Origin of the sequence: Corallococcus aberystwythensis (assembly GCF_003612165.1) — a bacterium.
Classification (GTDB): Bacteria; Myxococcota; Myxococcia; order Myxococcales; family Myxococcaceae; genus Corallococcus; species Corallococcus aberystwythensis.
Genome location: NZ_RAWK01000023.1, coordinates 1 through 19,905 on the forward strand (window position 1 = coordinate 1; position 19,905 = coordinate 19,905).

At 68.6% G+C, this 19,905-nt stretch carries 20 protein-coding genes and 1 pseudogene; 7 read left to right on the forward strand and 14 right to left on the reverse strand.

The window, feature by feature from the left end; genetic code table 11:
* The 6 genes and pseudogenes from D7W81_RS05760 to D7W81_RS05790 all read right to left on the reverse strand — a co-directional run.
* Positions 1 to 454 (reverse strand): annotated as a pseudogene (locus D7W81_RS05760) (hypothetical protein); the annotation flags it as partial.
* Positions 435 to 965, reverse strand: a complete 531-nt coding sequence (locus D7W81_RS05770) for a hypothetical protein (RefSeq protein ID WP_244226986.1) — start codon at positions 963 to 965, stop codon at positions 435 to 437. The gene D7W81_RS05770 and the pseudogene D7W81_RS05760, both read right to left, overlap by 20 nt.
* An 84-nt stretch (positions 966 to 1,049) precedes the next feature.
* Complete coding sequence (locus D7W81_RS05775; RefSeq protein WP_120554310.1) at positions 1,050 to 1,457, reverse strand: DUF1801 domain-containing protein; 408 nt, start codon at positions 1,455 to 1,457, stop codon at positions 1,050 to 1,052.
* The gene (locus D7W81_RS05780; RefSeq protein ID WP_120554311.1) at positions 1,450 to 1,854 is read right to left on the reverse strand and encodes a DoxX family protein; all 405 of its coding nucleotides are present in this window, start codon (positions 1,852 to 1,854) and stop codon (positions 1,450 to 1,452) included. The genes D7W81_RS05775 and D7W81_RS05780 overlap by 8 nt, the downstream gene beginning before the upstream one ends.
* Before the next feature lie 2 nt (positions 1,855 to 1,856).
* A complete protein-coding gene (locus tag D7W81_RS05785) occupies positions 1,857 to 2,426 on the reverse strand; it encodes an SRPBCC family protein (protein ID WP_120554312.1) in 570 nt (189 codons plus the stop codon).
* Positions 2,423 to 2,773, reverse strand: coding sequence for an ArsR/SmtB family transcription factor (locus D7W81_RS05790; protein ID WP_244226989.1), 351 nt, complete (start codon positions 2,771 to 2,773; stop codon positions 2,423 to 2,425). Before D7W81_RS05790 ends, D7W81_RS05785 begins: the two co-directional genes overlap by 4 nt.
* A 55-nt stretch (positions 2,774 to 2,828) precedes the next feature.
* On the opposite strand from D7W81_RS05790, the gene D7W81_RS05795 reads away from it, so the two are divergent.
* From D7W81_RS05795 to D7W81_RS05815, 5 genes are all read left to right on the forward strand, one after another.
* Positions 2,829 to 5,195: an ATP-binding cassette domain-containing protein gene (locus D7W81_RS05795; protein WP_120554313.1), complete on the forward strand. Its 2,367-nt coding sequence runs from the start codon at positions 2,829 to 2,831 to the stop codon at positions 5,193 to 5,195.
* A 221-nt stretch (positions 5,196 to 5,416) separates the two neighbouring features.
* Positions 5,417 to 5,929: a hypothetical protein gene (locus D7W81_RS05800; RefSeq protein WP_244226990.1), complete on the forward strand. Its 513-nt coding sequence runs from the start codon at positions 5,417 to 5,419 to the stop codon at positions 5,927 to 5,929.
* 9 nt (positions 5,930 to 5,938) lie between these two features.
* Positions 5,939 to 6,955, forward strand: a complete 1,017-nt coding sequence (locus D7W81_RS05805) for a hypothetical protein (RefSeq protein ID WP_208721184.1) — start codon at positions 5,939 to 5,941, stop codon at positions 6,953 to 6,955.
* A gap of 1 nt (position 6,956) precedes the next feature.
* On the forward strand, positions 6,957 to 8,270 hold the full coding sequence (locus D7W81_RS05810; RefSeq protein WP_120554316.1) for a Dyp-type peroxidase: 1,314 nt from the start codon (positions 6,957 to 6,959) through the stop codon (positions 8,268 to 8,270).
* Positions 8,267 to 9,694: a dihydrolipoyl dehydrogenase family protein gene (locus D7W81_RS05815; protein WP_120554317.1), complete on the forward strand. Its 1,428-nt coding sequence runs from the start codon at positions 8,267 to 8,269 to the stop codon at positions 9,692 to 9,694. The genes D7W81_RS05810 and D7W81_RS05815 overlap by 4 nt, the downstream gene beginning before the upstream one ends.
* Position 9,695: 1 nt before the next feature.
* Here D7W81_RS05815 and D7W81_RS05820 read toward each other — a convergent pair whose 3' ends face one another.
* From D7W81_RS05820 to D7W81_RS05840, 5 genes are all read right to left on the reverse strand, one after another.
* Entirely contained in the window at positions 9,696 to 10,070 is a 375-nt protein-coding gene (locus D7W81_RS05820; RefSeq protein WP_120554318.1) for a VOC family protein, read from the reverse strand.
* A gap of 48 nt (positions 10,071 to 10,118) precedes the next feature.
* Entirely contained in the window at positions 10,119 to 10,811 is a 693-nt protein-coding gene (locus tag D7W81_RS05825; protein WP_120554319.1) for a helix-turn-helix transcriptional regulator, read from the reverse strand.
* Positions 10,812 to 10,901: 90 nt separating this feature from the next.
* Positions 10,902 to 12,326, reverse strand: coding sequence for a hypothetical protein (locus D7W81_RS05830; protein ID WP_120554320.1), 1,425 nt, complete (start codon positions 12,324 to 12,326; stop codon positions 10,902 to 10,904).
* A gap of 10 nt (positions 12,327 to 12,336) precedes the next feature.
* The gene (locus tag D7W81_RS05835) at positions 12,337 to 13,995 is read right to left on the reverse strand and encodes a hypothetical protein (RefSeq protein WP_120554321.1); all 1,659 of its coding nucleotides are present in this window, start codon (positions 13,993 to 13,995) and stop codon (positions 12,337 to 12,339) included.
* Positions 13,996 to 14,337: 342 nt separating this feature from the next.
* A complete protein-coding gene (locus D7W81_RS05840; RefSeq protein WP_120554322.1) occupies positions 14,338 to 14,943 on the reverse strand; it encodes a glutathione S-transferase family protein in 606 nt (201 codons plus the stop codon).
* Between the two features lie 79 nt (positions 14,944 to 15,022).
* Between D7W81_RS05840 and D7W81_RS05845 the strand changes: the two genes are divergently transcribed.
* A complete protein-coding gene (locus D7W81_RS05845) occupies positions 15,023 to 15,916 on the forward strand; it encodes a LysR family transcriptional regulator (RefSeq protein ID WP_120554323.1) in 894 nt (297 codons plus the stop codon).
* Between the two features lie 15 nt (positions 15,917 to 15,931).
* Here D7W81_RS05845 and D7W81_RS05850 read toward each other — a convergent pair whose 3' ends face one another.
* From D7W81_RS05850 to D7W81_RS05860, 3 genes are all read right to left on the reverse strand, one after another.
* A complete protein-coding gene (locus D7W81_RS05850; RefSeq protein WP_120554324.1) occupies positions 15,932 to 16,738 on the reverse strand; it encodes a LytR/AlgR family response regulator transcription factor in 807 nt (268 codons plus the stop codon).
* Positions 16,735 to 17,865 carry a sensor histidine kinase gene (locus D7W81_RS05855; protein ID WP_120554325.1) on the reverse strand — a complete coding sequence of 377 codons (1,131 nt, stop codon included), beginning with the start codon at positions 17,863 to 17,865 and terminating at the stop codon, positions 16,735 to 16,737. The genes D7W81_RS05850 and D7W81_RS05855 overlap by 4 nt, the downstream gene beginning before the upstream one ends.
* A gap of 97 nt (positions 17,866 to 17,962) precedes the next feature.
* Positions 17,963 to 18,961: a GlxA family transcriptional regulator gene (locus D7W81_RS05860; protein ID WP_244226991.1), complete on the reverse strand. Its 999-nt coding sequence runs from the start codon at positions 18,959 to 18,961 to the stop codon at positions 17,963 to 17,965.
* 74 nt (positions 18,962 to 19,035) lie between these two features.
* On the opposite strand from D7W81_RS05860, the gene D7W81_RS05865 reads away from it, so the two are divergent.
* Complete coding sequence (locus tag D7W81_RS05865; protein ID WP_120554327.1) at positions 19,036 to 19,863, forward strand: dienelactone hydrolase family protein; 828 nt, start codon at positions 19,036 to 19,038, stop codon at positions 19,861 to 19,863.
* Positions 19,864 to 19,905: the final 42 nt, after the last annotated feature.

Here is a 19,905-nt window from a genome sequence, read left to right on the forward strand (position 1 = left end):
TCATGTCGGCGCACAGCCAGCGTTGATCACGTCCGACGCTGACTGGCAACCTTCTGAAGTTGGGTCCAACTCGGGTGTTTGATCCACCAGGTTGATTTTCGGGCCGGAGATCAGGGACAGCCCCTAGCAGCGGACAGGTGACGAGCAACGAGCCGGGAGCGTGCGCGTTGCCCGTCACGACCCGGGCCTCGGACACCTCTGTCTCCAGCACCGCGTCCACGCGCGGCAGGAAGTCACGCAGCGCGACGGCCGCGAAGCCGATGTCCGTGAGGGGCCCGGGGCACAGCGCCTCGGCGAGTTCCTCGGGCCGCAGCGGAGCCTCCCCCTTGAACACACCGGCGAGTGAGTCGACCGAGGGTTCGCCGTGATGGGAGAGCGCTTCGAGAACGGCACCTTCGAGTCCGGCGAGCGTGGCTTCCGCCCGGGCGAGGAACTCACTCTTGGAGAGGGTCATGTGCGCGCATCCTATCCACCCACCGTGCTCCCGTAACGCGCGGCGCGACCTCGGAGGCCCGGATGCCACGCTTGAGCAGCTCCTTCGCCCGCGCGATGCGCAGGTGCGTGAAGTACTCGTCATCGTCTGGCGAGACTTCGCTGGCCCGGAAGCGCTTGCCCTCGGGCGTGACGAGGAACCAGCCGGTGGCGACCGCGGGGTCGTCCGCGGGGGGCGAGACAAGAACCTCTTCGCCGAGCAGGGCCGCGACCCGGGCGGCCACGTCCAGCGAAGTGGGCTTGAGGGCTTCGCCGGTGCGTGAAGCATCGACGTAGAGGGTCACGTCCGTGCGGAAGCCGGAGGACCGGAGCACGGTCGCGACCAGCACCACCGCGTCGGCGGGGCCGTCGACATCGAAGCGCGCCACCGCTTCGGGAGGGAGGCCAAGCGCGCGGACGATGCTCCCGAGGAGTCGCTGCTCCTCCACGGCGCCACGAATGATGAATCCAAGAACCTGTCTTTCCGGTTGCATGACTCTCGCTCTCAACCCGCTTTGTGTGCCTTGAGTGCGGCAGCCCTGTCGCTCGGCGACGTGCCCATCTTGTCCAGGATCTCCTTACTTCTTCCGTGCGGCCTTCGCCGGGCCGTTCAGCGCCACCGCGGCCTTCACGAGCGCCTTGAACGCGCGCGCGTCGACCTTCTCCCCTTCCGCGATGTCGATGGCCCGGCGCGTGTTGCCCTCCAGGCTGGAGTTGAAGAGGCCCTTGGGGTCCGGAACGCTGGCCCCCTTCATGAAGGTGAGCTTCACGGCCTTCTTGTATGACTCGCCGGTGCAGACAATCCCGCCGTGCGACCAGACCGGGGTGCCCATCCACTTCCACTCCTCGGTCATCTCCGGGTCGGCCTCCAGGATGAGCGCCCGCATGCGGGCCAGGGTCTCCCCGCGCCAGTCCCCCAGGTCGAGGATCCGCTGGTCGATGAGCTTGGAAGCCGCCGCTCCGGTGGCCTGATCACCGCTAGGCATGGGCGGCCTCGAGCGGACGGGCCAGGGGGCGGGCCTCCAGCTGACGCCAGAGGACATACGAAATCCCCCAGAGCACGCTCGTGCCCGCCGCGAAGCCCCACGCCTCCGGGCCAGCCTTCACGGCGAAGTGGGCGATGAGCGCGGAGGCCAGGTTGAAGGCGAAGCCCGCGTAGGCCCACTCCTTGAGCCGCGCCGGCACCGGCGCCAGCAGCGCAGCCACGCCCAGCAGCTTCGCCCAGGCGAGCTCCACCCGGAAGTAGCCGGGGAAGCCCAGGTGGGTGAACCCCTCCGCCGCCTCCGGCAGGCTCAGCTGCGCGTAGGCGGTGAAGCCGATCTGAAAACAGAACAGCGCGGTGACACTCCAGAAGCCGATGACGATTCCCTTGGTGCGGGGCATGTTCAGGTCCGGGGGGTAGAGGGGAAGTGGGGAGGTTCGACGCCAAACTGCTGCGCGTACTCGGCGTTCAGCCGCTGCCAGCCTTCGAACTGCATGGCGTCGGGACCGACGATGCGCCCCAGGCGCTCACCGGCGAGCAGCTGATCCAACACGTCGAAGCAGATGTGCCAGCCCGCGGCACCCATCGAGATGAAGCCCCGGTGGATGTTGTGCCAGAGCGTGAGCCGGGTGCCGCCGCTCTGCAGCGGCTCCAGCTCCCAGCGCATGTCGTTCCCGCCCCAGCCGTACTCGAGCAGCTTCGGCGCTTCCGCCCGCTTCACCTGCGACTCGGCGACGTGCTCCTTCGGCGCTCCCACGGTGGTGAGCTTCACGGCGCCAACGGAAGCCAGGTTCCGGTCGGGATCAAACGGCGCCCACTCGCGCAGATGCGCGGGGTCGGTGATTGCCTCCCAGACCTTCGCGGGCGGATGGCGCAGGTCGCGGACGAGCACGAGCGTCCACTTCTCCCCTTCCTTGTGGATCCTGGCTCCCGCCGCGGGGCCCGGCGTGTACTTCGCACGGTGGCTGCTCATCGCTTCTTTCCTTTCGTGGGTGTCTCGGGTGTCTTGTCCATCCGGTCGAGGTGGCGCTCGAGCGCGTCGACGTGGGCCGTCCAGAAGCGCCGGAAGGGCGTCAGCCACTCGTCGACCTCCATCAGCGGCTCCGGCCGCAGCCGGTAGACGCGCCGCTGGGCTTCGACGCGCGCCTCCACGAAGCCGGCCTCACGCAGCACGCGCAGGTGCTTGGACACGGAGGACTGCGGCATCCGCAGCTGGGTCTCGAGCTCGCCGACGGAGCACTCGGACGCCGCCAGAAGACTGAGGATGCTCCGGCGGTTCGGCTCCGCGATGATGGCGAACGTTGATTCCATGCGGTTCATATACCTATTGCTTCATATGCCCGTCAAGTCATATACAAGCCCCATGAGCAAGCCCATGCCCTCCTCCAAGCCGCATCCCTCCGACAGCCACGACCTGATCCGCGTCCAGGGGGCCCGGGAGAACAACCTGAAGGATGTGAACGTCGAGCTCCCCAAGCGGCGGCTGACGGTGTTCACCGGCGTATCGGGTTCGGGCAAGTCGTCGCTGGTGTTCGGCACCATCGCGGCGGAGTCGCAGCGGTTGATCAACGAGACCTACAGCACGTTCGTGCAGGGCTTCATGCCGTCGCTGGGGCGGCCCGAGGTCGACGTCCTGGAGGGGCTGACCCCCGCGATCATCGTCGACCAGGAGCGGATGGGCGCCAACTCCCGCTCCACGGTCGGCACGGCGACGGACGCCAACGCGATGCTGCGGGTGCTCTTCAGCCGCCTCGGCAAGCCGCACATCGGTTCGTCCAACGCCTTCTCCTTCAACGTCCCTTCGGTCCGCGGGGTCGGGCAGATCTCCATCGAGAAGGGCAACGCCGCCAAGAAGACGGAGAAGCGCGAGTTCACGGTCACCGGCGGCATGTGCCCGCGCTGCGAGGGCATGGGACAGGTCAACGACATCGACCTGTCGCAGCTGTACGACGACAGCAAGTCGCTCAACGAGGGGGCGCTCACCATCCCGGGCTACACGGCGGACGGCTGGTACGTGCGCATCTTCTCGGAGTCGGGCTTCCTGGACCCGAACAAGCCCATCCGCGACTACACGAAGAAGGAGCGTCAGGACTTCCTCTACAAGGAACCCACCAAGCTGAAGATTGAAAAGATGAACCTCACCTACGAGGGGCTCATCCCGCGCATCCAGAAGTCGTTCCTGTCCAAGGACGTGGAGGCGATGCAGCCGCACATCCGTGCCTTCGTGGAGCGGGCGGTGACGTTCACCTCCTGTCCGGAGTGCGGTGGCACCCGGCTCAACGAGGCCGCCCGGTCCTCCAAGATCAAGAAGATCAACATCGCCGAAGCCTGTGCGATGCAGATCAACGACCTGGCCGAGTGGGTGCGCGGGCTGGACGAGCCGTCCGTCGCGCCGCTGCTGGCGACGCTGCGGCAGACGCTCGACTCGTTCGTGGAGATTGGCCTGGGCTATCTGAGCCTCGACCGGCCGTCGGGGACGCTGTCGGGCGGCGAGGCCCAGCGCACGCAGATGATCCGCCACCTGGGGTCGGCGCTCACCGACGTGACCTACGTGTTCGACGAGCCGACGGTCGGGCTGCACCCGCACGACATCCAGCGGATGAACCGCCTGCTGCTGCGGCTGCGCGACAAGGGCAACACCGTGCTGGTCGTCGAGCACAAGCCGGAGGCGATTGAGATCGCGGACCACGTCGTCGACATCGGCCCCGGCGCGGGCACGGCCGGTGGCCAGGTGGTGTTCCAGGGCACCGTCGACGGACTGCGGGCCAGCGGCACGCTCACCGGGAAGCACCTGGACGACCGGGCGTCCTTGAAGCCGACGGTGCGCAAGCCGACGGGAACGCTGAAGGTGCGCGGCGCCAGCAGCCACAACCTGCGGAAGGTGGATGTCGACATCCCGATGGGTGTGCTGGTGGTGGTGACCGGCGTGGCCGGGTCGGGAAAGAGCTCGCTCATCCACGGCTCGGTGTCCGGCCGGGACGGCGTGGTGACGGTGGACCAGAGCGCGATCAAGGGCTCGCGGCGGAGCAACCCCGCGACGTACACCGACCTGCTGGAGCCGGTCCGCAAGGCATTCGCGAAGGCCAACGGCGTGAAGCCCGCCCTGTTCAGCGCCAACTCCGAGGGCGCCTGCCCCACCTGCAACGGCGCCGGCGTCATCTACACCGACCTGGCGATGATGGCCGGCGTCTCCACGGTCTGCGAGGACTGCGAGGGCCGGCGGTTCCAGGCGGCGGTGCTGGACTACCGGCTCGGCGGGCTCAACATCGCCGAGGTGCTGGACCTGCCCGTCTCGGACGCGGTTACCTTCTTCAGCAAGGGTGAGGCGAAGACGCCGGCCGCGCACGCCATCCTGCAGCGCATGATGGACGTGGGCATCGGCTACCTGCGGCTGGGGCAGCCTCTCACCACGCTGTCGGGTGGCGAGCGGCAGCGGCTGAAGCTCGCGACGCACATGGCCGAGGACGGCGGTGTCTACGTGCTCGACGAGCCGACCACCGGACTGCACCTGGCCGACGTGGAGCAGCTGCTCGGGCTGCTGGACCGGCTGGTGGACTCCGGCAAGTCGGTCATCGTCATCGAGCACCACCAGGCGGTCATGGCGCACGCGGACTGGATCATCGACCTGGGGCCGGGCGCGGGCCACGACGGCGGGCGCATCGTGTTCGAGGGCACCCCGGCCCAGCTGGTCGCGAAGCCTTCAACCCTGACCGGCAAGCACCTGGCGGCGTACGTCGGCTAGACACTGAGCAACGGCCCCCTCCTCTGCCTGGCGGGGGTCCCTCGCACCGTGGCGCGTGCTGCCGGCCGCGGCATGCCTTCGCGGCCCTGCGTGCCGAGACGACGGGACGGCCTGTGCTCTCCCGCTCGAAGGCGATGGCGTACTTGCAGGTGCGAGTCCCCACTCCGAGCTTGAGATGCGCGAGCAAAGGGAGACGGGCGATGGAGATCAAACCCCAGGCCATGGCGATACCCAGGTCGACGGACCACCTGGAGAAGGGGAAGTACGGTCCCATCTTCCCGAAGACCCCCGCCTGTTTTGGCTTCACGATTGTCGCCAACGTCAAGCCGGGGCGCGCCGATACGCTGCGCGGCCATGGCCAGAGCCTGGCCGAAGCGCTCAAGGGCACCCCGGACCTTCTGGCGCCGCTCAAGCTCCACTACCTCCGCTGGGTGCTCTTCGATAACGACACCCGGTTCATGTACCAGGGCATCTTCGACACCGATTTCGACAAATACACCGAGGACGCGGTCGTTCTCTTCACGAAGTCCGGCATCAATACCGCCTTCGAGAACCTCGAGGGTTTTCCCATGGACTGGAAGACCAACGCGCCTGCGTTCGTCAAGTTCATCCGGGACCACCAGTGCAACAGCTTTCTGGAATACGGCGAGTATCCGTACTTCACGAGCGATGAGATCAAGAAGGCCCTGAAGCTCAAGGCCTCGTTCACCGAGATGCTCGAGCAGATGCAGTAGGGACCCGCCATGAGCCAGCCATCCGGGCGGACCTACAACCAGAACCACGCGCCGAGGAAATACTCGAAGGGCCATCGGCGGGTCAGCGTCTACACGTCCTGGAGCTACCCCGGAGAAGCCAATCGCAGCCCTGAAGAGATGGACAATCGGTTCTCGACGATGACCGAGGTCCGCCGGGTGCTCTGGCCCGGCTACGAGTCCCCGCAGTGGGCGGATCCGTTGAGGTTCCAGCAGGGAATCGCGGGCTCGCTGGAGCTCTTCTTCTGGGCGTGGGTGAAGTTCCAGGAGGTCATCGAAGAGGTCACCGGGAACAAGGTCCCCATGTTCCAGCGGGTCGACCAGGCGGGCTTCCCCCTGCCGCTCGATGAGCGGGTCCTCGCGGATGCGGACACGCTGCTCGTCTTCGGTCTGGATCACAACGTCACCGAACAGGTGGCCGCCCCGGAGGAGATCGAGGCGGTCCGCGCCTTCCTCGAGCGCGAAGGCACCTGTCTGGTGATGGGCCCGCACCACGACGTCGGGCACTCACCGGACCTGGACGAGCGCGCCCTGGAATACGCCCACCATGGCGACGCGCTGGTGCCGCGTCAGCAACGCTTCGGCGGCTATACGCGCTCATTGATGAAGGGACTGGGAATCCCCGTGGAGAATCGCTGGGGGCTCCGTCCCGCCGTCGTTGAAGGAACGAACCGGAGCGCTCCACTGACGGTGATGGCGGACCTGGACACGCGCGGCTGGCTGACCGGGGTCCAGAGCTTCAACTTCCACATGCACCTGCCGCACTACGCGGTCACCCCGGAGGACTCCCGTTCGGCTCGCGTCCTGGCGAAGCAGCCCATCGACCGGACCCGGCCCCATCCGTTCACGAACGCGGGAAACACCGAGTTCAACGCGCTGGTGTGGATACCGCCGGGCGACGGCAGGGCTGGCGACGTGCTGGTGGCTGACTCCACCAACTTCAGCACCTTGTTCGGAGCGGACGAGAGCCTCGTGCGCTTCTGGAAGAACCTCGCCACGGCCCATTGAGATGCTCGAACTTGACGACATCCAGAGCGGAGTGCTGCGGCCCCGGCCATCTCCGTACGTCGCGACCTACATCCTCTTGCGCATCGACGAGCGGAGCGCGGGACGGGAGTTGATGAGGCGGCTCGGCGCGGCGGTGACCACGGCCGGCAGTCCAAGCAGCCCGCTTCCCGACTGCGGGCTCGGCGTCGCGCTCACGGTTCACGGGCTCGAGGCGCTGGGTGTACCGCGGGACTCCCTGGACAGCTTCGCGTGGGAGTTCCGGCAGGGCATGGCCGCCCGGGCGAAGGCCCTGTACGACGACGGTGAGAGCAGCCCCGAACACTGGGAACCTCCGCTGGGGACGAGCGATGTCCACGTCGTGTTGACGGCGCTGTCACCGGATCAAGCCCGGCTCGAAGCCGCGCTGGACCGCGCGTACACGGCCCTGCGGGAGCTGGGTGGCATCCAGGCCATCTGGCGTCAAGACTGCCACGCACCGAGCACGGGCAAGGAGCCGTTCGGGTTCCGGGACGGCATCAGCCATCCGGCCGTCGAGGGGAGCGGCATCCCCGGGAGCAATCCCCATGAGGCGCCGCTCAAGTCAGGCGAATTCGTCCTCGGCTACCCGGATGAGACGGGCGGCGTATCCCCGATGCCCCGGCCTGACGTCCTGGGGCGCAATGGAACGTACGTCGCCTTCCGCAAGCTTCATCAGCGGGTGGCCGCGTTCAGGCAGTACCTGAAGAACGCCGCGAACAGCCCGGAGGACGAGGAGGTCCTGGCAGCGAAGATGATGGGGAGGTGGCGGAGCGGCGCGCCGCTGGCGCTGTGCCCCTTCCACAACGCGCCCGGCCTGGGCGCCGATGCGTCGCGCAACAATGACTTCCACTATTCAGATGACCCGACCGGATACAAGACGCCTCGCGGGTCGCACATCCGGAGAACGAACCCCCGCGACGCGCCTGTCGCTGGCGTGGTCAGGCTCCATCGGATGATCCGGCGCGGAACCGCCTACGGCCCCGAGCTGCCCGACGGAGTCCTCGATGACGATGGCGTCGATCGAGGGTTGATGTTCGCCTTCATCGGCGCGCACCTCGGACGGCAGTTCGAGTTCGTGCAGGCGGAGTGGGTCAACGGCGGTGAGTTCCTGGGGCTGGGCGATGCGAAGGACCCGATCGCCGGCTCGCACGACGAAGCAGGTGTTTTCTCCTTCCCGAAGCGGCCCATCCCCAGGCGTCTGCAGGGCCTTGCGCGGTTCGTCGTCACGCGCGGAGGCGAGTACTGCTTCATGCCCGGGCTGCGCGCGCTGCGGTGGTTGGCGGAGTTGCGAACATGAACGGCGCTGCGAACATGGATGTGGTGGTCATCGGTGCCGGCCCCGCGGGGCTGCTCGCGGCGCTCCGCGCTGGCGACCTGGGCGCCCGGACCGCCCTGGTCACCCGCGACGAGTTCGGCGGCATGGCGGCCCACGACGGACCGGTTCCGGTGAGGACGCTGGCGCACGCGGCGCGGTTGCTCCGCGACGCACGGCAGCTGGGGCGCTATGGCATCGAGGTGTCCGAGCCCGTGCTGGACTACCCGCGGCTGCTTGAGCGCGTGCGCGAGGTGACCGGCGACGTCCGCACCCACGCGGCCCTGCGCGAGCAGGTCGCCATGGCGGGGGTCACCGTGCACGAGCATGCCGGCGACGCGCACTTCGTGGACCCACACACCTTGGAGACCCAGCACGGGCCGCGGCTTCGAGCGGAGAAGGTCATCCTCTGCTCCGGAGGCGTGAGCCGGCGCCTTCCCATCCCGGGATTCGAGCTCACGAAGACCCACAGCGATGCGTGGAGCCTGACCAGCGTTCCACCAACGATGGTGGTCGTCGGTGGTGGTGCCACGGGAGCCCAGGTGGCGTCGGTCTTCGCCGCGTTCGGGACACGGGTGCAGCTCTTCGAGGCGGGAGCACGCATCCTGCCGACCGAGGACGAAGACGTGTCCGCCGCCGTCGCGGAGTCCTTCCGTCAGAGCGGCATGGGGGTGCGCGAGTCCTTCGGCACGATTGAGCGGTTCGAAGCGACGCCAGGGGGCGTGCGGATGGTCTTCTCCAGGGACGGCGTGCGAGACAGCGTCGAGGCTGCGCTCGTCGTCGTCGCCGTGGGCTGGAGGGCCGACACCTCCGCGCTCAACCTCGCGGCCGCGGGCGTCGAGACCGACCCGCGAGGCTTCGTCCGCGTGGATACCCAGCTGCGCACCTCCGCGCCGCACATCTTCGCCGCCGGAGACGTGACCGGGCGCCTGATGCTGGTTCCCCAGGCGTTGCAGGACGGCTTCGTCGCGGGCTCCAACGCGGCACGAGCCCCGAGCATCTCCGTCGCGGACGAGGTGAGTCCGATGGGCAGCTTCACCGATCCCGAGTACGCGCAAGCGGGCCTGACCGAAGCGAAGGCACGCCAGGCGCACGACGTCGTGGTGGCGGTGGTGCGCTTCGACTCGACGACGCGGACCCTCATCGATGGCCGAACGACCGGGTTCTGCAAGCTCATCGTCGACCGCGCCACGCGGAAGCTCCTCGGTTGCCACGTGGTGGGTGAGCGGGCGGTCGACCTGGTCCAGACCGCGGCGATCGCCATCGCGGCGGGGATGCGGGTGGAGGAACTGGCTCGGGTCCCGCTCTCGTTCCCCACCTATACCGGCGTCCTGGGGCGTGCGGCGGCCATCGCGGCCCGCCAGCTCCAGGTCGACGTGGACCGGGCCCGCCTCGCGGAGCTGCTTTGACTCAGCGTGGGCGTACGGCCAGCACGAACGGGCGCAGCCGGTGCCCGTCGGGGTCCTCGACCACGAACGTGAAGCCGAACGGCATGTCCTTGGGCTGCTGGAGCACCTTCAGCCCGAGCCCGGTCCATGCCTCGTAGGTCTGGAGCACCGCCTCACGGCTGGTCTCGCTGAAGGCGATCTCGATTCCCCCGGGTGTCACGGGCCTGGGCTCGATGTCGCTCGCCGCCCACAGGCCGACCTTGATGCCATTGGGCAGGACGTACAGGACGAACGACTCCGAGTTCTCCACGGGCTTGCAACCCAGGAGCTGGGTGTAGAGCCGGGCGCTCTCCTGGGGGCTGCGGACGGGAAGCAACAGGTAGTTCAAGGTTCGCATCGGGTGCTCCTCCAGTTGGGGACACCCGAGAGGTAGCTCCTGGCAGTGTCAGTTCCTGGCAGGAGCCGGCTTCTTCTGCCGCTTCCGCCACTCCTCGACCAGGGTGTGCCGCCTGCCTGGATAGCGGGCGTCGGAGGGTTCGACGCGGGTGATGCGGTCGATGCGGAATGCCCGGAAGTCCGCGCGCAATTCGCACCAGGCGGCCAGGATCATCACCCGGTCGAAGAAGCCGATGAGGAGCGGCCACACCGTGCGCCGCGTTCCGGCTCCGGCTTCGTCCTGATAGGTGAGCGTGACCTTGCGCTCGGTGCGGATCGCCTCACGGAGCGCGGAGAGGTCGACGGTGAGGGGCTCCTCCACGACCGGCACTGTCAGCATCACTTCATCGATTTGATCTCGCATCGCCGTGGGCAGCACCGCGCGGATCTTCGCGACCACGTCCTCGGCGGCGGTGCGCAGTCGCGAGTCTCCGCGCGCGGCCACCCACCGCGCACCGAGCACGACGGCTTCAAGCTCCTCCACGGAGAACATCATCGGCGGCAGCGTGAACCCCGGCCGCAGCACGTAGCCAAGCCCGGGTTCGCCCTGGATCTCCGCCCCCTGCTCCTGCAGCAGCGCGATGTCGCGATACAGCGTGCGGATCGAGATTCCGAGCGTCTTGGAAAGCTCCTGACCGCTGACCGGCGTGCGCCGGCGACGCAGGAACTGCATGAGCTCCAGCAAGCGGGAGGCGCGCGGCATGGCGCCATGCTGCCTCGTGGCCGGTGCAGACGGAAATCCTTCACAGGGAGCGTGAGCCGCGGGAATGGTTGGGCGTGGCGCCGTCCCATCTCAGCGGAGGGCATTCTCCAGTTCCTCGCGGCTGAAGTCCCTCGAGAGGTTGTTCGGGTCCCAGAGGGCGGCCAGCTCGACGATGGCCGGCAGCAGGGCCTGGATGCGGTCCTTGAGCCTGGCGCGCACGTGCTCCTTGAACCGCTGGTTCTTCATGCGGGCCAGCTCGCGCACCTCTTCCGGGACGCGGTTGACCAGGTCGTCGAGGGGGCGCAGGCCCTGTTCGAGCGCGCTGTCGGCCTCGCTCTGGAGGTTGTCCGGCAGGGCCTTGAGCTTGCCGGCGGCGTCCTTGCGGGTGATTTCCTCGAGGTGCTGACGGAAGAGGTAGGACTCCGCGAGCTGCTCGAGGGTCTCGCTGCCCAGGGACTGGATGAAGATGCCCTTGAACTTGTCCCGGAACTTGTTGTCGAGCTCCTCGGTGAGCCTCCAGTCGGTGTCGATGGCCGAGCACACCTTGTCCTTGAAGCTGGAGGCCTCGCTTCGCTGGGCCGAGCTGGGCACGCGTGAGGCCCAGTCGGAGAGGTAGCCCTTGGCCTGATCGAGCATGACCTTGGCCTTCCCCAGGTCGTTCTTGTCACGGTACGTGTCGACCTCCGCCCGCGTCGCGTTGAAGAGCAGCAGGACGCTGCCCTTCTCCGCCTGCACCAGGCTTTGGTAGGCCGACACCAGGTTGCGGTAGTGGCCCTTCTGCACCTGGTAGACTTCGGAGCCACCCTGCACGGCGTCCAGCAGGTTGCGGTCGATTTCGTCGGGGATGTCGACATCGAACCGCGAGGCGATGAGCTTGGCCAGGTCCACGCCCTTGCCACCCAGGAGCTCGTCATCGAGCTTGAGGGCCACGCCGAGCGCCTTCGCGGTGGCGCGCGAGACGCCCTCGGTGGTGCGCTTGAGCACGCCCGGGGCGAGCTCGTCGACGATGGACTGCGCCATCCGTGAGACTTGCTGCACCACCTGACGCTGGTCGTTCTCGAAGGTGACGTCCTTGGACAGCAGGAAGGTCCACTTGTCCCACAGCTCGCCCAGCATCTTGTTGAGCAGGTCCTGGTGGACGAGCAGGTCGTCGTGGAGCTGGGGCGTCTGCACCTTGGCCAGGGAGTCGAAGAAGGCCATCTCGTGCTCCAGCGCCTGGTACCAGAAGAGCTGGAGGGCGGGCGAGAGCATGTTGTCCTTGGCGGCATCGCCAAAGGCGCGGCTGATGTCGGCCGTGGCCGTGGCGCAGCGCTCCTGCCACTTGCGCTGCGTCCCCAGATTGCCGGCGCTGGTGCGCTCGCTGGCGTCGAGCATGGCCGAGAGGGCTTGATCGGCCGCGTTTCCAACCTTCACGATGGCGTCGCTCAAGGCGCGCTTCACCGTGTCGGGGGCGCCCTCCGAGGCGCGGTTCAACTGTTCGTTGAGTTCAGAGACGCGGCTTGAGTACCAGCCCATGGAGTGCTCCTTACAGGCTCTGCTCGCTGGTGATGCGCCAGGGGCCACCGTTGCGGCGTTGGACCGTCCAGCGCCGGCGCACGTCGACTGAGTTGAAGGTGCGGGTCTGGCCCTCGAAGAGGCCGACGTGGTCCAGCTCCAACTCGACCTCCTCGACGCGCGGCAGGCCCGGGGCCTCGTCGCCCCGGATGACGACCCGCACCTCGCCAATCCAGCGCACCCGCACGTCGAGCACCTTGTCGAGGATGAGGCGCCGCGCGCGCACCCAATCGCTGTCGCGGCCGTTCCAGGTCCAGACCGGGTAGTAGATGGGCCGGTCGGCGTCTGGCACGGCGCGCCAGTCCGCGAAGAGGCCGTTCCAGGTCTCCTGGTCACCGCGCTTCACGGCCGAAATCATCGCGGTGAGGACCTCGCGCGGGCTCGCGTCGCCGGCCGGAGCGCCGAAGCTCTCCTGGCTGAGCGTCTCCTCTCCGGCGAAGCGCGGTCCGCCCTCGCTCGGGTCGCTGACATCGACGCAGACCACGCCGCCGACCAGAGCGGCGACGGGCTCCACCTCCAGGCCAGCGGCGGTGCGGCCCGAGCCCGCGAGCAGGCGGGGATCCGGAAGGATGCGGCCGAGCACGGCGATGTCGAGCCTCACCGACGGGGCAACGCGCTTCTGGTAGCGCTGCATGGCGGAGAAGACCTTGTTCATGGCCGGGGTGTTGGCGGGGCAGAAGACCCAGGCGCCGGACTGGTTCCAGGCCAGGTAGCCCTTGCCCATGTCGACCAGCCACTCCCGTTGCGTCAGCGTCGGCAGTGAGACCAACTTGCCGGTCACCGCCGAGCGGTCACCCCGGAAGGGGTCGACGACGGGGAAGGCGCCGAGCGTCTCCCCTGCACGCGCCTCCAGCAGGGCCTTCCACGCCGCCGCGGCCTGGAGGCCGATGGCCTTCACCTGCTCCTCGCCCCGGGTGCGGAACTCAAGGGCATCCGCCGGGAGCGTGACGAGGTCTCCTTCGAGACAGGCACGCACCGTCTCCCAGTCCTCGCGCATCGCCGTCGCTAAGGGGCCGGGATGATGCTCGACGAGGGAGTCGACGCGGGCCTTGTGTCGGAGGTGATTCGCGAGCTCCGCGCGCGTCCCTCGTGAGGTGCGCCAGACGCCGAAGGTGCTGTCGAGCAGGCGCTCCCAGTCGAAGACGCGCTTCTCGAGCCATGACATCCAGGTCTCGTCGAAGCCGTCGCGACCCATGCGCTCGGGTCCTCCCGGTCCGATGATCTGCCGCGTCGTATCGGCGATGCTCCAGGTGCGTTCATGGAGCAGGGCGCCGCTGAACTCGTGCTCCTCCCAGCCCTCGCCGGGCTCGCGCCGGCGAACGATTCGCACCTGGACCTTGTCACCCTCTTTTCGCCCCTGTTTGTCCCAGGTCTGGTTCTCGGCGTACTGGCCGAGCATGAAGGGCACGGTGCGCTGCGTGGTGGCCAGGTCGGGTGGCTTGACGACGGGCTGACCATCGATGGCGATGACCCGGTCGCCCACGCGCAGTCCCGAACCGCGGAAGCCGCTGTCCCAGGAGATCCACGAGACGTGGAGATGGGGCGTCAGGGCGTCGAAGCGCGCGTCGAGCTTGAGGCCGCTGCGCAGACCATCTTGGAGGTATTCCTTCTCGGCGCCACGTGGGTTCATGAAGGCGTCCCTGCCATGAATCCCCGCCCCCTGCGGAGATGAGGCGTCGTTCTCTACCTCGCGGGCCTCGGCGCTTCAAGGAAGGGGGACGCCGGAGCACCTTCGCCCGCGTCTCGACATCGGTGTCCGAGACGACTGGCTTGCTCGTCCACGTGGGGACTGATGCCTCGCGGTCACCGTGAGTGATGCGCATGACGCGCCGCCGGGCCTTCTCTCGTGCTTGATGTCGTCCGCGACAAACGGTGGCGCACCTTCGTGGAGGTGCTGGAGGTCGAAGGATCTTCGAGGGCGCGTGCGAGGCAGGTGCTCGAGCACCTCAAAGCGGTTTGAGGCTCCCGCGTCTCACCCGGTGACGGCCCTGCGCACCGCCGGGCGTTGGGAGTGACGCCGGACGTACTCCACCAGCCGCGGATGCCCATCAAGCAGCATCAAATGGTTCGCGAGGTGGAGGATGGACGCCATCACCACGTCGGCGGCGGTGAACGTCTCGCCCACGAGGAACTCACGGCCACCGAGTCCCCTCTGGATGACGTCGAGCACGGCCGTGAGCCGCGCCCTGTGCTTCTCGACCGCTGCGTCCGAGGGCTCGCGCTCCGCTGGCGCCTGCGCGTCCCGGTAGAACTCCATCACCACGGAGTCGAGGGTCGTCTCGGCGAAGACCATCCATTTGTAATAGGGACCGCGCTCCGCTGAACCCACCGGCGGCGCGAATGGCTTCTCCGGGAAGCGGTCGCCCAGATGGAGACAGCTGGAAAGGGAGTCCAGCAGCGTGACCTCTCCATCCACCAGGGCGGGGAGTTCGCCCAGCGGATGCACCGCCAGATAGGCCGGCGCGGTGTCCTCCTGCCGGGCGAGGTCGACCCTGACCAGTTCGTAGGGCACGCCGAGTTCCTCCAGCAGCCAGCGGGGACGGACCGCTCGGGTCCTGGGGGCGAAGTAGAGCTTCATGGATCACAAGATGCGGCGGCTGGGGCTTTCGGACAATGCGGCCTCCGCCGAACTCATTGTCAGGCTAGGCTTGACGGTCATGATTCCTCCCGCCGACATGGTCCTCTTCGTCCTGGTCGTTCGTGAGGAGAGCTTCACCCGGGCAGCCCTCAAGCTCGGCATCACCAAGCAGACCGTCAGCGAGCGCATTCGCCAGTTGGAGGAGAGGCTCGGAGTGCGGCTGCTGGAACGGACCACACGGCGCCTGCGGGTCACCGGGGCCGGCGCGACGTACTACGAGCGCTGCGCCGCCATCGCCGCGCAGATTGACGAAGCGAACAGCGAGGTGCAGCAGGGGCAGGCGGATCCCATCGGCCTGCTCCGGGTGTCCTCTCCCGTGCTCTACGGCCGGCGGTACCTGACGCCGGTGATCTCGAAGTACCTCGGCCGCTACCCCCAGGCGCGGGTGGAGCTGGTCCTCGCGGACCGCCGGCCTCATCTCATCGAAGAGGGCTTCGACGTCGCCATCCACATCGGCCCGCTCAATGACTCGTCCCTCGTGGCGCGGAAGCTGGGAGAGGGAGCGGTCCGCTTCGTGGCGAGCCCCCGCTTCCTGGCGAAGCACGGCACGCCGGACGCCCGGGAGCTCCGCTCCGCACGCTGCATTGGCTTCAGTGCGTTCGAGACGTGGGAGGCCGAGGGGGTGAAGTCCCGGATTGATCCGGTCCTGATGGTGAATGACAGCGAGCTCGCGTGCGAGGCGGCCATCGCGGGCGTCGGCATCGCGCGCGTCCCGGACATCCTCTGCCAGGAGGCCGTCCGCGACGGCCGGCTCAAGGTCCTCTTCGGTCCCCGGCCCGCGATGCTGCGAGCCATCCACGCCGTCTACCCAAGCCGGCTGAACCTTCCGAACAAGGTCCGGCTATTCGTGGATGCGCTGGCGACGCTGGCCGAGCCGGCTCCGCAGCGGCCCCGCAGCCGGAAGCGGAAGTAGCGCGCACCCGCGGCTTCATCGCAGGTGCTGGAACTTCTCGCGGTGGCTGCGGGCGACGCGCAGCTCCGCGCCGGAGGTGAGCACCACGATGAGGTCCCTGCGGCCCTCGCTGCGCAGCTCGCGGATGCGGCGCGCGTTGACGATGGCGGAGCGGTGGATGCGCATGAAGCGCTCCGGCTCCAGGCGGGCCTCCAGGCTCTGCATCGTCTCGCGGTGGAGGTACGCCTTCCCGCCCGCGTGGATCTGCACGTAGTAGTCGGCGGCCTCGATGTATTCGATTTCGTCCACGTCCAGGAACACCACGCGGCCCGCGTCGCGGATGGCCAGCCTTCGCACCCACGGGTCTGACGGCGTGGGCGTGGGCGCCGGAACGGGCGTGCCGTCTCGCTCGCCGTAGGTGGACAGCACGGACATCAGGCGCTGGCCCAGGTCGGACATCCGCGCCAGGCGGATCTGCGCCTTGGCCCGGCCGATGGCGTCGTGGAAGCGGTCGTCGCGGAAGGGCTTGAGGAGGTAGTCGAGCGCGTGGATGTCGAAGGCGCGCAGCGCGTACTGGTCATACGCGGTGACGAAGATGACGGCGGGCACTTCCGCGGGGCTCAGCCGGGCGAGCACCTCGAAGCCGTTGAGTTCCGGCATCTGCACGTCCAGCAGGACCAGGTCCGGCCGCTGCTCGCGGATGAGCCGCACGGCCTCCGGTCCGTTGCCGGCCTCCCCTACCACGCGGACCTCGGAGTCCGTGGCCAGCAGCAGGCGCAGGCCCTCGCGTGCCAGGGGCTCGTCATCCACGACGAGCGTGCGAATGGCGGCGGCCGCGTTCATGCCCGGAGCGCCTCCGGCGAAGCAGCGGCCTGGAAGGGCAGCTCCAGCCGGGCGCGCACGCCGCCTCCCGCGCGGTTCTCCAGCGTGAAGACATGGCGGTCGCCATAGAGCTGGTGCAGGCGGGCGCGCACGTTGGCCACGCCGATGCGGCCGTCCTGGCGGTCCCACCCCGGAGCAAGCCCGGGACCGTCGTCGAGCACCTCCAGCACCAGCCGCGCCCCCTCACGCGAGGCGCGCAGCTCCACGCGCCCCGCGCCGGAGCGGGTGGCGATGCCGTGCTTGATGGCGTTCTCCACCAGGGGCTGGAGGATGAGGCTGGGCACGAGCGCGCCCAGCGTGGCCGGGTCGATGGCGCGGACCACCTGGAGCCGGTCCTGGAAGCGGGTCTGCTCGATGTCGAGGTAGTGCTCCAGGAAGTCCACGTCCTCGTGGAAGGGGACGTGCTGGCGGCCCGTGGTGTGGAGGGCCATGCGCAAGAGCTCGCTGACGCCGGTGAGCATGCGGATGGAGCCGGCGGTGTCCTGCTTGCGCACGAGCACGGAGATGGCGTTGAGCGTGTTGAAGAGGAAGTGCGGGTGGAGCTGGGCGCGCAACGCATCGAGCTGCGCGTGCGCCAGGCGCGTCTCCAGCTGGGACTGGACCAGCTCTCCCTCACGGTAGCGGCGGTGGTAGTCGACGGCGTAGCCGATGGCGAGGATGCCGCCGTAGATGAGCAGGGACAGGACGCTGTACTTGGCCATCATCAAGGGCAGCATCCGCCCCCAGGAGCCCTGGAGCCATGTCTCTCCCGCGGCCCGGGCAGCGAAGTAGATGATGCTGACGTAGGGGACCATGACCGCGACAAGGCCCGCCAGGAGGACCGCGAGACTCCGGGGCCAGACGCCGCGCTCCAGGCGGAAGCGCCCTCCGAGCGCGAGGACGAACGGAGTAGCGAGCGCCCAGTACTGCCATTGCGGCACCTGCACCAGCAGCGCCCGGCTGAGCGGGTAGCCCGGGGCCTGTGCCTGGGCATAGACCCAGGTGTGGAGCGCGGTGACGAGGCCCGGCACGGCATAGACAAGCATCAGCACCGGCAGGCGGCGCAGCAGCGGGAAAAGCTCGGACGCGTGAGGAGGACGGGATTCCACGGCCCGTGGAGTCTACGTCCGAACCCGGGCCACTTCCGGACGGGTGCAGCCAAAGGGCTCCGGCGTGCAGCGAACGGGCCGCCCGCGCATTCAATGCTCACCGCTTCCGGGTGGGCCTCGCTCCCCGCCCTCGTGGCGTCTCGCCGGCGTACCGCTTGTATACGCGGCGAAACGCGGCCGCGTCGGCGTAGCCCACCCGTGCGGAGACCTCGTCGACCGACTCCCGGGTCGTCTCCAGGAGGTGGGAGGCGTGAGCCACGCGGACCCGCTGCACGAACTCGAGCGGCGTCATGCCCAGGCCAGCCTGGACCCGCCGCGCGAGTGTCCGCGTGGAGGTGGCGGCGGCGTGGGCGAGCTCGTCCAGCGTCAGCTGCCGGCCGAGGTTCGCCGCGACGAAGCGCTCGACCGCGCGCAGCGCCGGATCCGCGACGCGCAGATGCTCCATCACCATGTACCTGGATTGTGAAACGCGCTCGTCGAGCACGAGATAGCGGGCCACCAGGTGCGCGAGCGAGGGGCTCGCGACGCGAGCGACGATGGCCAACATCAAGTCCGCGTGCGCGAAGGCCGAGCCCGCGGTGAGGATGCCTTCGCTCTCGACGACCATCCGGTCCGCGCGGACGGTGACTTCAGGGAACCGGCGCGCGAACGCGGGCACGAGCCACCAGGTCGTGGTCGCGCTCCGTCCCGCGAGGAGCCCCGCCGCGGCGAGGACGAAGGTCGCGGAGCAGGATGCCGCGACCATCGCCCCTTTCGCCGCCGCGCGCGCAAGGAGCTCGATGCCGCGCGCGGTGTCGGCGCGGGAGAGCAGGTGTTCGATGGCGCGTTCGCTGGCCGCGGAGAGTCCGGGCACCAGCAGCACGTCTCCCGCCTTCACGCGCCGGAGGCTGAGCGCGCCGTCCACGGAGACGGGGCGCCCCGTGCCCGAGCGGACCGGACGGCCGTCGAGCGACACCACGCGCTGACGCAGCGGCTCCGCGCGCCCGGGCCCCGGGGAGAGGCCTGCCTCCACGAGCCGCGTGGCCGTGGCGACCACGTCGAGTCCGACGCCCAGCGGGCCTTCCGCCACGCCATCCAGGACGACATGGGTGATCACCCTGGCAAGAGTAGACCGAAGCTTGTCAATCCCGCCACTGGCCTGGACGGTGGGTTTTTCCGCATCGTCCAGGCATGCGAGCTTCCGCCCCTGAGTCCACCGTCGACGACCCGCTCGATGACTTCGAGCGACGGTCCATCACCCTCGATTCGGTCATGCGCCCGGTCTACGTCGCCGGTCGCGGTCCCGCGGTCATCGTCATGGCCGAGATGCCGGGCATCAGCCCTCACGTCGCGCGCTTCGCCCGGTGGGTGCGAGACGCAGGCTTCACGGTCTACATGCCGTCGTTGTTCGGAAGGGATGGTGCCTATCCGCAGGCGGAAGCAGGGCTGGCCGTGATGAAGCGCGCGTGCGTGAGCGCGGAGTTCCGCGCGTTCGCGGCGAATGAATCAAGCCCCGTGACGCAGTGGCTGCGTGCGCTCGCACGCCTCGCGCACGAGGAATGCGGAGGCCCTGGCGTCGGCGCCATCGGGATGTGTTTCACCGGCAACTTCGCGCTCAGCATGATGCTCGAGCCCGCGGTGCTGGCGCCCGTCCTCTGCCAGCCCTCGCTACCGCTCGAAGCCCCGGGCGCGATTCAAATCGCCCCCGGTGAAGCCGCGACCGTGAAGGAGCGGCTCCATCGCGAGGACCTGACGGTGCTCGCATACCGCTTCGAGGGAGACCGCTTCTGCACGGCACAGCGCTTCGCGGCCTACGCCGAAGCGCTGGGGCCGCGCTTCCTCCCGAAGGTGCTGCCCGCTTCGGCCGCGAACTCCAGGCCTCCACCGTTCTTCGAACGGGTCGTCGGTGGGGCCCACAGCGTCGTGACGGCGCACCTCATCGACGCGGCCGGAGAGCCGACCCTCGCGGCTCGCGACGAGATCCTGGCCTTCTTCGCCAGGAGGCTTCATCCGGATTGAGCGCCGGTGGCCTCACCGCGGCCCGGGCCGCGCTACATTGCA

What these genes read in the sequence shown, in the direction of transcription:
- D7W81_RS05865 (WP_120554327.1), top strand. Translation starts at nt 19,036, where the DNA reads ATGCGAGCTTCCGCCCCTGAGTCCACCGTCGACGACCCGCTCGATGAC.
- D7W81_RS05800 (WP_244226990.1), top strand. Translation starts at nt 5,417, where the DNA reads ATGGCGATACCCAGGTCGACGGACCACCTGGAGAAGGGGAAGTACGGT.
- D7W81_RS05835 (WP_120554321.1), bottom strand. Translation starts at nt 13,995, where the DNA reads ATGAACCCACGTGGCGCCGAGAAGGAATACCTCCAAGATGGTCTGCGC.
- D7W81_RS05815 (WP_120554317.1), top strand. Translation starts at nt 8,267, where the DNA reads ATGAACGGCGCTGCGAACATGGATGTGGTGGTCATCGGTGCCGGCCCC.
- D7W81_RS05785 (WP_120554312.1), bottom strand. Translation starts at nt 2,426, where the DNA reads ATGAGCAGCCACCGTGCGAAGTACACGCCGGGCCCCGCGGCGGGAGCC.
- D7W81_RS05820 (WP_120554318.1), bottom strand. Translation starts at nt 10,070, where the DNA reads ATGCGAACCTTGAACTACCTGTTGCTTCCCGTCCGCAGCCCCCAGGAG.
- D7W81_RS05810 (WP_120554316.1), top strand. Translation starts at nt 6,957, where the DNA reads ATGCTCGAACTTGACGACATCCAGAGCGGAGTGCTGCGGCCCCGGCCA.
- D7W81_RS05790 (WP_244226989.1), bottom strand. Translation starts at nt 2,773, where the DNA reads ATGAACCGCATGGAATCAACGTTCGCCATCATCGCGGAGCCGAACCGC.
- D7W81_RS05780 (WP_120554311.1), bottom strand. Translation starts at nt 1,854, where the DNA reads ATGCCCCGCACCAAGGGAATCGTCATCGGCTTCTGGAGTGTCACCGCG.
- D7W81_RS05840 (WP_120554322.1), bottom strand. Translation starts at nt 14,943, where the DNA reads ATGAAGCTCTACTTCGCCCCCAGGACCCGAGCGGTCCGTCCCCGCTGG.
- D7W81_RS05825 (WP_120554319.1), bottom strand. Translation starts at nt 10,811, where the DNA reads ATGCCGCGCGCCTCCCGCTTGCTGGAGCTCATGCAGTTCCTGCGTCGC.
- D7W81_RS05770 (WP_244226986.1), bottom strand. Translation starts at nt 965, where the DNA reads ATGCAACCGGAAAGACAGGTTCTTGGATTCATCATTCGTGGCGCCGTG.
- D7W81_RS05805 (WP_208721184.1), top strand. Translation starts at nt 5,939, where the DNA reads ATGAGCCAGCCATCCGGGCGGACCTACAACCAGAACCACGCGCCGAGG.
- D7W81_RS05830 (WP_120554320.1), bottom strand. Translation starts at nt 12,326, where the DNA reads ATGGGCTGGTACTCAAGCCGCGTCTCTGAACTCAACGAACAGTTGAAC.
- D7W81_RS05795 (WP_120554313.1), top strand. Translation starts at nt 2,829, where the DNA reads ATGCCCTCCTCCAAGCCGCATCCCTCCGACAGCCACGACCTGATCCGC.
- D7W81_RS05850 (WP_120554324.1), bottom strand. Translation starts at nt 16,738, where the DNA reads ATGAACGCGGCCGCCGCCATTCGCACGCTCGTCGTGGATGACGAGCCC.
- D7W81_RS05775 (WP_120554310.1), bottom strand. Translation starts at nt 1,457, where the DNA reads ATGCCTAGCGGTGATCAGGCCACCGGAGCGGCGGCTTCCAAGCTCATC.
- D7W81_RS05845 (WP_120554323.1), top strand. Translation starts at nt 15,023, where the DNA reads ATGATTCCTCCCGCCGACATGGTCCTCTTCGTCCTGGTCGTTCGTGAG.